Raw genomic sequence first — 16,428 nt, 5'->3', positions numbered from 1 at the left:
CAATTTTGCCCAATTTTGAATCACAAATCAAACTTTTCTAACAATCAAATCAAACAACAAATGAAAAAGACAACCGTACTTTTGAACCGCGTAAATTTCCGTTATGGATGGACTATGGTTATGTTGCTGGCCCTACCGCTCTGGTTTGCAAGCTGCAGCAAAGATAAAGATGGCAATGGCGAGCCGGATGTGAAACCATCGGCGGTAAGCGGAAGCTGGAAAATTTCAGGCATGAAAGTGAATCCGGGTTTTGATTTTGGTACTGGTCAAAAAGTGACCGATTTGCTGGCGTTTTTTAAGGAATATGGTGGAGAAGAGGCCGTTGCGTGTTTGACGGATACCAAAATGACGTTTAATTCCAACGGAACCATTACCGGCACGCCCTCACCCAATTGCAAATCGGATGATCTGGATGATTTCAATCCGGCTACTAACAACGCCAAATGGTCGGTAGATGGTAATAAACTGACGATTACCGATAGCGACGGTGCCCAGGTTTATGATCTGGAAACATCAGGCAGCACGATGAAGTGGAGCATCACGGAAAAAGACGACCTGGACGGCGACGGAAAAGTTGACACCTATACCATGACGATTGAATTTAAGAAGGCGTAAGTTGCCGATGCAGAATAGTAAAGGAGCCGCCCGTCGACATTCGACGGGCGGTTTTTTTGTGTTGTGAAAATTTAGTTCTACAAGTGCTACATCATCGCACCCGGCTAATCCACAGGGAAAGCCAAAATTCGTTACCAATCAGGTAACTGTAAAAACATGTTGTTGACTTTTTTTAATGATCCGTAAACTGAATTTGTCGGTCACAAAAAAATAGTACGGGAATGGTTTACCCGGTATGAAATAGGTGTTTTATTGCACAAGCATTTAGGCGGTAAGCATTAATCCGCAGAAGGTTTCACTGCACAGCGGTAAGATAATTTATAGTATATGAAAAACACGGTAACAAATTTTGGGCTGATACTCACCCTATTAGTAGCAACTTTTTGTTGCACACGGCGAAACGAAGAAACCGCCCCCATTCCCTCATGCCGGATTGTTAGAGTCGTATTGAAGTCTACCTCAACTAGTGATCGTTTAATTCGCGATGAGGAAACAATAAGCGTAGGCGGCAAAGACGTAAAAGTGAGTTTCTACAAAGAAAGTTTTTACACTTATGATCCACAGGGACGCCTGATTCGGGAAAAAGATCGGGTGATAACCGGGGACTCTATGGTCGTCGAGTATGATTATTCGCCGGGATTAATGCTTAAGCAGACTACTTCATACTCCCGCCAATTGGGTACACATGTATTTAATGATAGTATAGTCTTAAATACACAAGGGTTGGCTGAATCCAAATTTTATCAGCAAAAAGTCAAATATGATTCGGAAGGATATTTGACCGAACAGATGTTAAGTGGTTCGATTCAATTCGTAGGTCAGGTAGTGAATGGTAATTTAGTAAAAGAGTATAAATACCTGGATGGGTTGTATGTCTATAAATACGAATATGATTTAACCCGTTCTGGTCTGTCTCCAATTTACACTTATTGGGGTTTTGAAAGTCGTAATCTGCTTAAAAAAGAATCGATTGAACGAGGAGACTCCTTTATTGGACAGGCTATCTTTGAAACTACTTATCAATATCGATTCGATTCTGATGGGCGTGTAAATAGAAAAATTGTCCACGGTGAAGATGTGGGATTTGGGTGGTACAGGGATGAAGGAACAGCAGTTGTTGATTATGAATATGAATGTAGTTAAAATTTACTTCCCTCATATTAAGCGATTTACAATCATGTTACTGATTATATGGTATTATAACTAATTGATTTACAGAATATTTATATTGGATACGTGAGTAAAAAAGCTCATAAAATCCTTATTTGTTTGTCTGGTAAACGATAGGTTTGCCTCGTTCATTTTAGATCATTTATGAAGATTTCGTTCGTATCAATTCTGTTTTTGCTCAGTCTGCTGGCGATAGCCTTAAGCTGCAAAAAAGACCGGGATCTGCATCCCAATGGTTGGGTAACCGATCCGACCAACCTGCCGCTACCACCAAAGGGATGTAAGATTGTCAAAACCACTTACAAAACTCCTTCGGTGGGCCGGACGGGCGATCAACTATGGGAACCTGAAACCGTTACGCTGGATGATGGACAAAAAGTGCCCGTCAGTTGTGTGGGTAAAATGTCCTATAAGTATGACGCTCAAAATAGATTAATGGAGGTACATGAAGAGCTGTTATTTAATCAGTATACGCTCCACCGATACACGTATACGCCCCATTATCTAATCGATTATTACGAACTTTTCGCCAAGGGTGATGCTAAACCGACGATTAGGATTGACACCACCTCGCTCAACGATCAGGGATTGGTTAGCCGCTATGGGGGTGTAGGAGACCCCTATCTTTTGTATAACCAAGATCGTCGGTTAGTTGATGATAGTCCTACTCGTCCGGGAGAAACTCATATTGTTATCGATGGCAACTTGGTTGAATATGTCGTATACCAATCTTGGGGCCTGCGGGATGGGGAGTGGTTTGCCTACGACCGCTTTCTAAAACGCTTCACGTATTTGGCCATGCGCCCTAATCTGCCGGTCACCCATCCGTTTCGGGGCGACGAAAGCCGCAACCTACCGGTGAAAGAGATTTGGCAACTAGAATCTTCGCCGGATTTTGGGACTCAAACCGTTTACCAGAAGACCTACACGTACTGGTATGATCAGCAAGGTCAGGTCAAACGACGGATTGTGCATGGCAAACCGCTGATTGGTGGCTGGCTGATTGAGGATGATCTGTATGGAGTAGGGGTGACGGATTATGAATATGAGTGTAGTTGAAATTTACGACCCTCATTTTTAGCGATTTAGAATCATGTTACTGATTCTTTGTTCTAATAACTAATTGATTTACAGGGTCTTTATATTGGAAACTTATGTAAAAAAGTGCATGCAATTCTTGTTTGTTTGTCTGGTAAACGATAGGTTTGTCCCATCCCTTTTAGATCACCCATGAAGACTTCTTTCTTATCCATCCTGTTTTTGCTCAGTCTGCTGGCGATGGCCATAAGCTGCAAGAAAGACCGGGATCTGCATCCCAACGATTGGGTGACCGATCCGACGAATTTGCCGCAGCCACCAAAAGGCTGTAAAATTGTTAGAACCACGTACAAAGACCCATCTGATGGCCGGACGGGCGATCTGCTCTGGGAACCCGAAACCATTACGCTGGACGATGGCCGGAAAATGCCGATCAGTTGTGTTGCCAAAACGGTTTATACCTATGATAAGCAAGGAAGAATTATTGAAATACACACCCAATTGTTGAACAACTTGTATTGGCTTTATAAATACACTTATACAACTGATTTTGTTATTACTTATCAGGAATATTTAGCACTAAGAGCAACTAAACCTACGATTGAAATTGATTCAACCTCATTAAATGGACAAGGTTTAATCAACCGATACCGGGGTTCAGGTGAATCTTACCTAATATATAATCAGGATTACCAACTGGTTGATGACAGTCCAAATCGTCCGGGATATACTCAGGTATTTGTAGACGGCAATATGGTTGAACGAGTGGAATACCAATCGTGGGGCATGAGGGATGGGGAGTGGTTTCCGTACGACCGTTTCCTACAGTATTTTACCTACATTTTGCCACGACCTAACCTGCCGGTTATCCACCAGTTTCGGGGCAACGAAAGCCGCAGCCTGCCACTGAAAGAAGTCTGGCAGTTAGAATCCTCTCCTGACTTTGGCACCCAGAAAGTGTATCAGAAAACGTACACCTACTGGTACGACCAGCAAGGGCAGGTCAGACGTCGAATCGTTCATGGCAAACCCTTAATTGGTGGCTGGCTGATTGAGGATGATCTGTATGGAGTGGGTGTGACCGATTTTGAATATGAGTGCCCCTAATAATTTTTACTCAAAATAGTGAATGTACAAACAATAAATTGGTATTATCATGACTAAAACCTTACTTACTTTTTTACTTAGTCTGGGGTTATTTACTTGTAGCATCGCCCAGAAACTCACCGTCAGTATTCCCATAGATGGAGCCGTCTATCAGCAAAATTCGAACCATCAGGGTAAGATTATTGTCCGGGGCGATTTGAACACCAAATATATGTTGATTGGAGGGTATGTCGTTTCGGCATCGCTCCAGAAGCTGGATTTGGTCAACGGCAATCCAACGGGTGCTGCACCTATTTCCATCCCTATTTCCCGCAGCAAGACCGTATTTAACGGATCGGTTATGGTTGAGAAGGGATGGTATGAATTAACAGTGAAGGCCACACAGATCACTACCTTCCCGTTGATCAAACGAAATTACGAAACCAAACGCAAGGTGGGCGTCGGGGAAGTATTTGTCATCGCCGGGCAATCCAATGCTCAGGGCGGTTTTGGATTGACAGCTTCCAACACCCAGCGAATGGATGCCGTGCGGGTTTCGCCAGATGTCATTCCGGAAGCTAATCTTGGAAGTTATGATCCGAATGACCCGAAATTGCCTTCATCTTATCGGGAAATCCAGCGTCTGGTCGGCACTAAAGATCACTTTGGCGGCATAGGTCCTACCGGCGGTTCCCTCTGGTATTGGGCATCGCTGGGGGCAAAACTGGCGAATGAGTGCCAGGCGCCAGTGGCTTTTTTTAATGCAGGGTATGGCGGAACCACCGTTACGCAGTGGATCAGTTCCACCAATCCCAATGCTCGTGCTTCGAGCCAGACCAATTCATCGGACATTACTTTCAGACGTTATCCTGCTGGTTCACCATTTTACTTTTTTGCCAATATGCTCAAATTCTACGCCAATGCCTATGGTGTTCGGGCGGTTTTGTGGATGCAAGGGGAAACCGATACCAAGGCGTATCGAGATGCCACGTCTGGTGAGTTGGGAGAACGTGAAAGTTGGAGTGACAGAGTATTGTTAGACAAAAACTTCAACCCATTGCCTTCTGCCCCGTTCGGCAATGGCAGCAATGAGAAACGCTGGGTACGGGATGCCGGTGATTATCGTCAGAAACTCGCTGAGGTAATTAAAAAATCCCGTGAATTTTATAGTGGCCCGGCTGTTCCCTGGGTCGTTGCCCAAACCTCCTACATTTATGATTATACGCCTAACCGCAATTACCATTCATCATCGGTCGTTCGGGATGGTCAGAATGCCAATGATTTAAATGCACGGTTGGCCAGTGTCGGAGCACCCGGCAATGTGTACACCGGACCGTACACCGATGATTTAGGAACGAATTTTCGACGCCCTGCCGGCTCCGGTGCTGATGAGCCGGTTCATTTCAATAACGATGGATTGAATGTTGTTGCCGACCGTTGGTTCGACAAACTAAAAACGGTCTGTGAGAACACATTTCCGGTTACCGTGCAGGATTTAGGCACTGAGCCACAAGGCGTAGACATCAGTGATGATGGCCGTACGGTATCCGCGCCGGGCGGATACTCGAATTATACCTGGAGTACGGACAATGGCTCTTCTACCAATGCTGATGCGCCGGTGTGTAATGTCCAAACTTTGCCAGGGCAGTGCGTGGGAACTCACAGGGCTATTATGCAGAATGATCGCGGAAACTATGTGATTACTCAAACGGTTGATTTTCCCTATACGATCGTCGACGACACCAACGATGGCTCCACCGGTTCAGCCCCCCTCGCCACCGGCTGCTACACCCTCAAAGCCAAACACTCCAACAAGTTCCTGCAGGTAGCCGATGGAAATGCTGGCACCCGCATTCGTCAGCAGGACGGCAATGGTTCTACCAACCAGATTTTCAAACTCGAAGTGGTCGATGGCTCCCTCTACCGCATGATCTCCCAATTCAGCAACAAAGTAATGGATGCGAATGGGGCCGGTACGGGCAGTGGTACCACGGTCAACCAGCATGACTGGGCCAATAGCGCGCAACAGAAATGGCGGCTGGAAGCCTACGGTGACGGTACCTACAAACTCGTGCCCTCGTATTCCAGCGCCCTGGCCGCCGATGTGGAGGGACCCAGTCAGGACAATGGCGCGGGGCTGCATTTGTGGAGCCCACACGGCGGGGATAGCCAGCGGTTTTACGTCCAGGCTTCCGGCTGTTCCGGCGGTACGACCCCTCCGCCCACCAATCCGCCTACCGGTTCGTTAAGTGGCTGTTATGTGATTCGCTCCGTCCAGACCAATCAGCTCATGGAAGCCATTTCGGGCAACACCGTCGAGCAACGGGGCGCCAACGGAGCAAACAATCAGATTTGGAAAGCCGAAACGACATCCGCCAATCAGTATCGCTTCGTAACGCAAAATGGCAGCGGGCTTGCCATGAGTGTCAACGATCTAAACAATGGCGAACTCCTGCGCCTGAGTGCGTCTTCCGGGGATAACCGGCAACTGTGGACGATTCAGGACAATGGCAGCGGAGCCTACCGCATCAATGGGAGCAACGGCGTGACCTGGGACATGAAAAATTACGGCAACGACCCTCAATTGCAACTCTGGGGATCGACCAGTGAAGGCTTTCAGAATCAACGTTTGTTCCGTTTCGAGTCGACGGGCTGTCCGGGCGGCACCACCAATCCGCCGACGAACCCACCAAGCGGAGGCTCCTTAACGATCGTAACCCCAACCTACAACTGTAATACGGGCAATTTGACAATCAATACGTCGGGGGGCAATGGAAGTACGATTGAATATCAGATTCCGGGCGTGGCCGCCTGGACTACGAATTCCACGTTTGCGATCCCATCCTGGCAACGGACCGGTACAACCTTTACGCTGCAGGTACGGCAATCGGGTACGCAAGCCAATTCATATGCCTTCCTGACGACCTGTGATGGAGGGACGCCCAATCCCCCCACGAACCCACCGACGGGTGGTGGTACTTTGACAATCGTAACCCCAACTTATAACTGTAATACGGGCAATCTAACGATTGCTACTTCGGGAGGGAACGGGACCACCCTTGAATACCAGGTTCCGGGTTTGGCTGCGTGGACGACGAACTCCACATTTACTGTACCCTCCTGGCAGCGAACGGGTACAACCTTTACGATTCAGGTACGGCAGTCGGGCACCGAAGCGTCTCCTTATTCATTCCTGACGGCCTGTAGTGGTGGGCGGCTATCGGCCATTTCCAGTTCAGAACCTGCGGAGCGTTTGCGGGTCAACCCCAATCCGACCGATGGTTTGACCCGGGTTCGTTTCACGCTGGATAAAGGCAAAGAAGCGACGCTTTCCGTCGTGGCAGTGGATGGCAGAACGGTTTATGCAAAACCGGTTGCCGGAACGGGGCACGAACAGGCGGTAAGCATCGACCTGAGCCAGCAAGCCGATGGTCTGTATTTGATCCGCTTAGCGAATGACACCATGAACCAAACCGCCAAATTACTCCTGCAACATTGAACTTAGCCCTCCATCGCCGTACGGGAACACCCGGTTTTTGTACGGCGATGGGGGAGATCGGGTTCATATGCAAGTGCCGGTGGAATTCGCCGGCCTTTTTCGACTCTTCACGGGCAGCTAGGGTCGGGAAAGGCCGACGTGAAGGTTTGCAAAACCGTTTTACCTGTGTAAATTGCAGCGCTAAACGAAACGTCACGTATGAATTTTCCCGGAGAACTAAAGTATACGCAAGATCACGAGTGGATTCGCATCGAAGGAGATACGGCCATCGTCGGTATCACGGATTTTGCCCAGAGTGAATTAGGTGATATTGTCTTTGTGGACATCACGAGTGTTGGACAGAGTTTGGCGAAGGGAGATATATTTGGTTCCATCGAAGCTGTCAAGACGGTTTCGGACCTGTTTCTGCCCGTTGCCGGTGAAGTTCTTGAAATTAATCCGGAAGTGGAAAAATCACCCGAACTGGTCAACGATGACCCGTATGGCCGGGGTTGGATCGTAAAAGTGAAATTGGCCGACGGTGCCGAATCCGACGATTTGATGTCGGCCGAAGCCTATAAAGAATTGGTGGGGGCCTAAGTCCCCGATTGAATCAGGAAGCTCCAGCCGGGGCTTTTTTTTTGCATTTCCATGAAACTACTCATTCGTGCCGTCCGAATCATAGACCCACAGTCGCCCTTTGACGGACTGGTTCGTGACGTACTCCTTGAAAATGGTCTCATCCGCCAGATCGGCGAAGCCCTCCCGGTCGATGAGGACGACTCCTCGATTCAACGCATCGAGCAGGCCGGTTTATGCCTGTCTCCGGGTTGGGTCGACCTCCGGGTTTCGGCCAAAGATCCGGGCTATGAACACAAAGAAGACCTGACCACGGTTTGCCGGGCCGCCATGCTGGGCGGTTTTACGGATATTGCCGTGTTGCCCAATACCAAACCGGTTCTAGATTCAAAAGACACGCTCGGGTATGTCCGGCAGGCTACCCAGGGACAGGCCGTAAACGTGCATCCGATTGCGGCCATTACGAAACGGACGGAAGGTCAGGATTTTACGGACATGATCGACCTGCACCACGCCGGGGCGGTAGCGTTTTCGGATGGCGAACAACCGCTGACGCATCCCGATCTGCTGCTGAAAACGCTGCAATACCTGCGACCTTTCAACGGTTTGCTCATGAACCGCCCCGAAGAGCAGAACCTGACGCATTTCGGACAGATGAACGAGGGACTTTCCAGCACCCTGCTGGGGTTGAAGGGAATGCCCGCTATGGCCGAAGAAATGATGATTGAGCGGGATTTGAGGCTTCTGGAATACCTGTTTCCGCAGACTGCCGAACGGCCTGCCGAAACCGTCCTGCATTTTTCCACGATTTCCACGGCGCGTTCGGTCGAGTTGATTCGGCAGGCCAAGCAGCAGGGTTTGCCGGTGAGTTGCGACGTGGCCGCCCACCAACTGGCGTTCACCGATTCGGATTTGATGGGATTTGATACCAATTTGAAAGTAAACCCGCCGTTTCGATTGCCCGCCGACCGCGAAGCGCTGAAGCAGGGGCTGGCCGACGGCACCATCGACGCCGTCGTGTCGGATCACAATCCGCAGGACGACGAAAGCAAGAACATCGAATTTGACCACGCCGATTTTGGCATCATCGGGTTAGAAACCGCTTTTGCGGTCGTCCGCACGCACTTTCCGGAATGGCCACTGGCGTCGTTGGTCGAAGCGTTGACCCACCGTCCGCGCCAGATTCTGCGATTGCCGTCGCACACCATCGACGTAAACCAGCCGGCCACGCTGACGGTTTTCGATCCGGACTTGGCGTGGACGTATGAGCGGACGGCTTCCCGGTCAAAAAACTCGCCGTTTTTTGGCAAGACTTTACGGGGAAAGGCGTTATGGATTATTAACAAAAGCTTTGTTGAATCTTTATAACACGCAGTGAAGCAACTTATTTCGTTTTTTAACCACCCGTTGTTGAAACTGCCGGTATTTTTCGGGCTGTTGGCGGGGGTATTGTGTTTTGGGTATTTTCTGGCGCTCTACGCGCTGGGCATCATGCCGCTGGGGAACCATAAAGTGCTGGATTTTGGCTTTCAAATTATCATGATGGTGGCGGCAGTCTGGTACTACCGCAAGCACATCGGGAAGGGATTTTTGCACCTCTGGGAAGCGTTGAGCATCTGTTATGTAGTCAATACGGTAGGCGCAATGCTGACGGCCTGGCTGATTTACCTCTTCCTGAAATACATCGACCCAACGATCTTTACCCAGTATCTCGACGAAATGCGGCAGTTGATCGTTTCGACCAAAGGGCGGCTGGTGGAAACATTAGGGCAGGCGGAATATGTGAAAATGCTGAAAAATGTCGATTTGATTACACTCGAAACCCTCGTTGGTGACGAAATCAGTAAAAAAACCGTGCTGGCTATTTTACCCGTCCTGATCATTTCGTTACTTTTCAGGAGACAGGACTATAGCCTCTACAATCCAACCCCCGACTTGCCGAATCCTTCCGAATCCCCTAAATCAAACTGATAAAACACGCACTGAAATGGAAGAAAAACCCTCTACCGCTCGTTTGGCCCTGAAATGGGGATTGATTTCCGGTGTTATTTTTATGGTCTACACCACCGCCGTCAACGTCACCGGTCAATTTGCCAACACGGTATTGCCCTGGCTTAGTCTGGTGATTTCCGTTACCATGATCGTGATGGCGATGCGCGAATTCCGCACGCTGAACGGCGGTTTTATGAGTTACGGTGAAGGGGTTAGTATTGGCACCCTGGTATCGGTCATTTCAGGCCTGATCTCCGTCACCTACAACCTGATTTACACCTCCTTCATCGATCCTACCATTCGTCAGCAAATTCTGGATAATGCCCGGGAGCAGATGGAAAACCGGGGGATGCCCGACGAGCAGATCGAACAGGCGATGGAATTTACCGAAAAACTCCAGGGCCCCGGCCTGCAGTTTCTGATCGGTATTTTGGTTGCCGCCATTTTTGGAGCGCTCATCTCGCTGATTGCAGCCGCCTTTATCCGCCGGAACCGCCCGCCTTTTTCAGATTTTCAAAATTGATGGGAGAGAAGAAGACATTAGACAGGAGAAATGAGATAAAACTATACCGAAACCTGATAAAACGTACGTCTTTTCTCTCTTGTCTAACCTCTCTCGTCTAATCAAACCATGCTCCCTGTTTTTCGGAAAGAAATCAACGGTTTTTTTAGCTCACCGGTCGCGTATGTGATCATGGTCGTCTTCCTGACGGCGGTGGGGCTCATGTTGTGGGTTTTCCCGGACACCAGCCTGCTGGACTATGGCTATGCCGATTTGGGCGTTTTCTTCAACCTGACGCCCTACGTCATGCTGTTTCTGATTCCGGCCATCACCATGCGGTCCATTGCCGAAGAAGTTCGGACCGGAACCATCGAGTGGCTGCTGACCAAACCGCTGACCCGCTGGCAGTTGGTTCTGGCTAAATTTCTGGCCAACTGGCTGGTCGTGGTATTGTTATTGCTCCCCACTTTACTATACTATTATTCGGTTTACCAACTGGGTAATCCGGTGGGTAATCTGGATTCGGCTTCGGTATTTGGTTCCTACATCGGGCTGGTGTTGCTGGGGGGCGTCTTTGTGGCGGTGGGTCTGTTCGCATCCTCCATCAATGAAAATCAGGTAGTTGCGTTTGTTGTTGGCGTGTTTCTGTGTTTTTTGCTGTACGTCGGAATCAGTTCGGTAGCCGGTTTGTCGTTCTGGGGCACGCTCTCGTATCCACTCACCTGGCTGGCGCTCGATGAGCAGTACCAGGCACTGGGGCGCGGTCTGATCGACTCCCGAAATGTATTTTATTTGCTCAGTGTGATTACGGTTTTTTTGTTTCTGACCGAGTGGCGAATGACCGCCCTCACCCGTTGATATGCGACTCGAAGCTCTGGTTAAATGGGCTGCCATCGGCTGGACCATCATCATTTTCATTGGCTGTGCCTGGCCGAGTGATTATCCCTCACCGGGGTTAACGGTGAATGATAAGTTTCTGCACGTCAGTATCTTCGGCCTGTGGGGATTGCTCTGGGGAACCGTCTACCGGTTTCCACTGCGGCTTTTCGTAATTGGTGTGGTATACGGTTTTTTAATCGAGATCTATCAGTTGGTCATGCCCATCAACCGCGATTTTGAGTGGCTCGATCTGGCGGCTGATGCCGTCGGTGTCGCGGGAGGACTGCTGATTAGTACCATCCTGATGCGAAGGATCATGAAGGGTTGAACGATTACTTAATTTTCATTTTTCGGTAAGTTTGTTGTGAAATACTAGGAAATAAAACGACTTTCTTTTTTATTTGCTCATATATGTACCACATAAGTACATTAAGCTGATGAAAATCACGGATATTACGACCCACCGGATTCGCCTAAGCGCCGAAGCCTGGTTTCATCCCCGCCCGATTCCGCCCGGCCATGTTCCCTACTGGGAATTTCCGCTGACGACCCTGCACACCGACGACGGCCTTGAAGGCTACACGATGGATTATGGGCCACTGGGGCAGGGGCGGGCGTCGGCCCACGCCGTGCATGACGTCTATTACCACGAACTGGTGGGGAAAGATCCGCTGAATCACGAAGCCATCTGGCAGGCGATGCGGTCGAAACAGCGGCATTTGTACAACCTCCGGGAAGCCATCTGGGGGAATCTGGATGTGGCGTTGTGGGACATCAAAGGCAAAGCCGCCGGAATGTCGATTGCCAAATTGCTGGGTCAATACCGGGATAAAGTGCCTACCTATGCCACCTGCCCGCCCCAAACCATTCTGACGGTTGACGAGGTGGAACAGGAAGTACGCCTGAAAATCAGGCAGGGTTTTCGGGGAATCAAGCTGCAACTGTCGGGTGGTTCGGCCCTGGACATTCCCCGCCTGCGGAAAGCGCGGGAAGTGGCGGGGGACGGTTTTCCCCTCATGCTCGATTCGTCGGCGGTTTTGACGTTTGAAGACGCACTCAAAATCGGGTACGAACTGGACGAACTTCGGTATGAATGGTTTGAAGAGCCGTTTCCGGATGCGCACCTTGTGCTGCTGAAAAAACTATCGCAAGCCATCCGGACCCCGGTTTTAGCCGCCGAAACTGTGGGCCTGTTCGAACTGCCGCACTACATGACCGAAGGTGCCATCGACCTCATCCGGGCGGATGTTCACCACAAAAGTGGCGTCACCGGGCTGATGAAAGCCATGGGCATGTGCGAGATGATGGGCTACGGGCTGGAAATCCACACCGCCGGGGCCCCGTTGCTGGATGTGGCGAACCTCCACGTGGGCTGTGCTACGAAGCTCTCGCGTTTTCTGGAAAGCCACCATCCGATGTTCCGGTTTGGACTGAAAACCGATCCCCTGGAAATTCGCGAAGATGGTTGCCAGCACTGTCCCACCGGTCCGGGTCTGGGCGTCGACCTGGATTGGGATTGGCTGGATAACCATACCGTCGACGTGATCCGGGGATGCGGGTATTGAATCAATCCTACGAAGTCCCTAACCCGTATTATTTTTTCTGATAGAAATACAAAAAACCGGGACTGCTCTTGGAATTTTCTTTCTTTCTTTTCAATATTGTGTAATTATGTACTACTTATTTACATAACAACAAAAGTCCTTTCCTAACACAACCTTACCTAATTTCGATTATGATCAATCCTCTATTTCGAGCCATGAGCTTGATTGGAATGCTGGCATTGCTGCTGAGCGGACCAGTCGCGTTGGCACAGGCCCGGCTTCAGGTGCAGGGGCGCATCGTCGGCGGAGATGGCGACGGCCTGCCGGGTGTCAGCGTCGTCATCAAAGGAACGTCGACCGGCACGGTTACGGACACCGAGGGCAATTATACGGTTAGCGTTCCCGATCCGAAAAGCACGCTGGTCGTGTCGTTCATCGGCTACGTCAGTCAAGAAATCACTGTCAACGGCCGGACACGGCTGGACGTGAAACTGCTGGAAGATGTAAAAGCACTGAATGAAGTGGTCATTGTGGGCTACGCCGAACAGTCGCGAGCCAAAACCACGGCATCCGTATCGAAGATCGATGTGCAGGAACTCCGCAACATTCCGTCGGCGAGCCCGGTTCAGGCCTTGCAGGGAAAACTGGCCGGGGTTTCGGTACCGGTTTTGTCCGGGCAGCCGGGAGCAGCCGCCAGCATTGTCATCCGGGGTGGCACAACCCTGAATCCGTACGGAACCGGCTCGACTGGCAGCGGCACCAACCCGGTTTCCAGCATCCAGGCCAGCAATCCCCTGGTCATTGTCGACGGCGTTTTCCGGAGCTTCAACGACGTCAATCCCGACGACATCGAGTCGCTTCAGGTGTTAAAAGACGCGGCTTCGACCGCTGCCTACGGTGCGCGCGGTGCCAACGGTGTCATCATCATCAAAACCAGAACCGGTAAGTTCAATGGCGGAAAAAGCAACGTGACCTTCCGGTATCAGCACGGGGTGGAAACCCAGGCTAGAAATTACAACTATCTGAATGCCAGAGAATACCTGAATCTGGCCCGCCGGACCTGGGCGCGTGGTCTCGACATTTTCGACATCAACCAGAAGCTGTATTCCGCCGGTAATTCGGCCACTACGCCCACCTACACGCAAAAAGGACAATATGGTAATGCGGTTTTTACGACCGCTTACCGGGACAATCTGGTGACGGTTGAAGGCCAGCCCTACGTCGACAATTTGCTGGCCAACGGCTGGGAAACGATGGATGATCCGGTCAATCCGGGTCGGACCATTATTTTTAAAGACAGTCAGTACCAGGATGTGGTCTGGAATACGGCTGCCACCAACAACTACAACATCGGAATCGATGGCGGAACCGAACGCGCCAGTTACAACGTATCACTGGGCTACATCGATCAGGGCGGGGTTTTTCTGGGTACGAATTACAAACGCTTCAGTTCGCTGGCCAACGCCAATTTCAAAGTGAGCGACCGGTTTCGGCTGGAAACCAACGTTTCTTACCTCTGGAACGACAATAAATTTCTGTCCAACAACCAGGTGCAGTTGACGCGCAGCGTGCGGGTGCCGCCCCTGAACCGCCTGTATTACGACAACGGTTTGCCAGCATTGGGCGAGAGCGTTTCGGTTCGAAACCGGCTCCACGAGTTGTATTACCAGGATTTAAGCTCCAACAACGACCAGACAACGTTCCGGCTGGCCGGTGATCTGGAAATCGCCAAAGGGCTGCATTTCCGCCCCTCGGCTTCGCTCTATATCGTTCAAAACCGCTCTCTGTTTTTTGAACGGGCTTTTCCCGGACAACAACGTCAACGCGATAAGGCGGAAGAACTGACGCAGGACAAACAGTTTATGACCGACCAGATTTTGCAGTATGACAACACTTTTGGCGGAAAACACAACCTGACCGCCCTGGCCGGTTTCAACTTCACCCGCCGGGTCGAGTACAATTTGCGGGGAACGGGGCAACGGTCAACGGATGATTACCAGACGACTTTTAACGGCAATCCGCCGACGACGGTGATCAACGGCGTTCAGCAACCGAATTTTGGGATCACTTCGGGCTATTTCGAAACCAAAACCGCCAGCCTTTTCGGACAGGTCAACTACGATTACGATGGCCGGTATCTGGTGGGGGCTTCGTTGCGCTACGACGGTTTTTCGAGCTTTGCGCCCAACAACCAGTATGCACTGTTTCCCTCGGTTTCGGCGGGCTGGAATGTTCACCGGGAAGATTTCTGGAAAGTGCAGGCAATTAACCAGTTGAAAGTGCGGGCAAGCTACGGGCAGACCGGCTTATCCGGACTGAGTTACACCGACACCTACGGCGGCTACGGTTCGGCTCCCTACGGCGGCAACGGCGGTATTGTGCGGACCACGCTCGCCAACCCGAACCTGCTCTGGGAAACCACCGAAACCATCGATGGCGGCATCGATCTGAATCTGTTCAACCGGGTGACGCTGATCGTCGATGTGTATAACAAACTGACCAAAAACCGCCTGGATAATCTGCCGTTGCCCACCGAAACCGGGTTTAACAGCATTCGCTACAACGTCGGCAAGCTCCGCAACCGGGGCGTCGAGGTCGAGTTGGGGGCCACCGTCCTGAAAAAAGGCAACTTTGCCTGGAACACCAATTTCTCGTTTGCCTTCAACCGAACCACCATCGTTGAATTGCCCGACAACGGCCGCGATAAAAACCGCATCAACGGCGGCTTGATTTATGACCCGGCCACAGGCAAAGACATCGAAGTCGGTGGCTACGCCGAGGGCGAGCGTCCCGGCGGTCTGTGGGCTTTTCAGTCGAACGGTATTTTTGCCACCGACGAAGAGGCCAAGAGAGCACCCCGGGATTTGCTCGTGACCAGCGTCGCACTCGGCAAACCCAAACACGGCGGTGATGTCAACTGGGCCGACCTGAACGGCGACGGTCAAATCGACGGTAAAGACCTGGTATTCATCGGCTACCGGGTGCCGGACAAGATTGGGGGCATGCAGAATACCTTTACCTGGAAAGGCTTATCGGCCCGGTTTACGATGGATTACGCCCTCGGACACGTCATTAGCGACGGTGCGCTGGCCCGGGCGATGGGACAGGCAAGAGCCTCCAACGAAGGGGCGCCCCGCGAAGCACTCAGCAACGAAACCTGGCAGAATCCGGGTGAAACCGGGAAATACTACCCCCGTTTCAGTTTCGGTGATGCCGACTTTGGCTACCGGAACCACCTGCGGCAGGTGACGCAGGTCGGCTACAACCAGGTGGGGCTGGACGACGGCTACGGCAGCGACAACTCCATTTATTACTCGAAAGGCGACTGGCTGGCTCTGCGGGAGCTTTCGTTCTCGTACCAACTGCCAACCGGCATCGCCCGCCGGATTTTTGCGGGCTCGGTTCAGCTCAACGCCGGGGTCTACAACATCGGGTATTTGACGAAATACAAGGGACTGAATCCGGAAGTCTACAAAGGATATGATGAGGGCGGTTATCCGCGTCCGCGTCAATTTACGTTCGGAGCCACCATCCGGTTTTAATCA

At 50.8% G+C, this 16,428-nt stretch carries 13 protein-coding genes; all 13 read left to right on the top strand.

Going from position 1 to position 16,428, the window contains the following annotated elements; all coding sequences use genetic code 11:
* Positions 1 to 60: 60 nt before the first annotated feature.
* The 13 genes from ACO064_RS05700 to ACO064_RS05640 all read left to right on the top strand — a co-directional run bounded on the left by ACO064_RS05700 (position 61) and on the right by ACO064_RS05640 (position 16,425).
* Complete coding sequence (locus ACO064_RS05700; RefSeq protein WP_225309613.1) at positions 61 to 615, top strand: lipocalin family protein; 555 nt, start codon at positions 61 to 63, stop codon at positions 613 to 615.
* A gap of 327 nt (positions 616 to 942) precedes the next feature.
* Positions 943 to 1,758, top strand: a complete 816-nt coding sequence (locus ACO064_RS05695; RefSeq protein WP_421826434.1) for a hypothetical protein — start codon at positions 943 to 945, stop codon at positions 1,756 to 1,758.
* 171 nt (positions 1,759 to 1,929) lie between these two features.
* Complete coding sequence (locus tag ACO064_RS05690) at positions 1,930 to 2,844, top strand: hypothetical protein (RefSeq protein ID WP_421826433.1); 915 nt, start codon at positions 1,930 to 1,932, stop codon at positions 2,842 to 2,844.
* 171 nt (positions 2,845 to 3,015) lie between these two features.
* Positions 3,016 to 3,930, top strand: coding sequence for a hypothetical protein (locus ACO064_RS05685; protein ID WP_421826432.1), 915 nt, complete (start codon positions 3,016 to 3,018; stop codon positions 3,928 to 3,930).
* A gap of 49 nt (positions 3,931 to 3,979) precedes the next feature.
* Positions 3,980 to 7,408, top strand: coding sequence for an RICIN domain-containing protein (locus ACO064_RS05680; protein WP_421826431.1), 3,429 nt, complete (start codon positions 3,980 to 3,982; stop codon positions 7,406 to 7,408).
* Between the two features lie 198 nt (positions 7,409 to 7,606).
* Positions 7,607 to 7,987 (top strand): glycine cleavage system protein GcvH, encoded by a 381-nt coding sequence (gcvH, locus tag ACO064_RS05675; protein ID WP_421826430.1) that lies wholly within the window; start codon positions 7,607 to 7,609, stop codon positions 7,985 to 7,987.
* Between the two features lie 51 nt (positions 7,988 to 8,038).
* On the top strand, positions 8,039 to 9,334 hold the full coding sequence (locus ACO064_RS05670; RefSeq protein WP_421826429.1) for a dihydroorotase: 1,296 nt from the start codon (positions 8,039 to 8,041) through the stop codon (positions 9,332 to 9,334).
* Between the two features lie 6 nt (positions 9,335 to 9,340).
* The gene (locus tag ACO064_RS05665; protein WP_421826428.1) at positions 9,341 to 9,937 is read left to right on the top strand and encodes a DUF4199 domain-containing protein; all 597 of its coding nucleotides are present in this window, start codon (positions 9,341 to 9,343) and stop codon (positions 9,935 to 9,937) included.
* 16 nt (positions 9,938 to 9,953) lie between these two features.
* Positions 9,954 to 10,481 (top strand): DUF4199 domain-containing protein, encoded by a 528-nt coding sequence (locus ACO064_RS05660; RefSeq protein WP_421826427.1) that lies wholly within the window; start codon positions 9,954 to 9,956, stop codon positions 10,479 to 10,481.
* A gap of 108 nt (positions 10,482 to 10,589) precedes the next feature.
* The gene (gldF, locus tag ACO064_RS05655; protein WP_421826426.1) at positions 10,590 to 11,318 is read left to right on the top strand and encodes a gliding motility-associated ABC transporter permease subunit GldF; all 729 of its coding nucleotides are present in this window, start codon (positions 10,590 to 10,592) and stop codon (positions 11,316 to 11,318) included.
* Position 11,319: 1 nt separating this feature from the next.
* Positions 11,320 to 11,667, top strand: coding sequence for a VanZ family protein (locus ACO064_RS05650; RefSeq protein WP_421826425.1), 348 nt, complete (start codon positions 11,320 to 11,322; stop codon positions 11,665 to 11,667).
* Between the two features lie 109 nt (positions 11,668 to 11,776).
* The gene (locus ACO064_RS05645) at positions 11,777 to 12,904 is read left to right on the top strand and encodes a mandelate racemase/muconate lactonizing enzyme family protein (protein WP_421826424.1); all 1,128 of its coding nucleotides are present in this window, start codon (positions 11,777 to 11,779) and stop codon (positions 12,902 to 12,904) included.
* Between the two features lie 194 nt (positions 12,905 to 13,098).
* Positions 13,099 to 16,425 carry a SusC/RagA family TonB-linked outer membrane protein gene (locus tag ACO064_RS05640; RefSeq protein ID WP_421826423.1) on the top strand — a complete coding sequence of 1,109 codons (3,327 nt, stop codon included), beginning with the start codon at positions 13,099 to 13,101 and terminating at the stop codon, positions 16,423 to 16,425.
* The last annotated feature ends 3 nt before the right edge of the window (positions 16,426 to 16,428 follow it).

This window comes from Larkinella sp., assembly GCF_965227735.1.
In the GTDB taxonomy this organism is placed as follows: Bacteria; Bacteroidota; Bacteroidia; order Cytophagales; family Spirosomataceae; genus Larkinella.
This window is presented reverse-complemented; position numbering and strand designations above follow the sequence as displayed.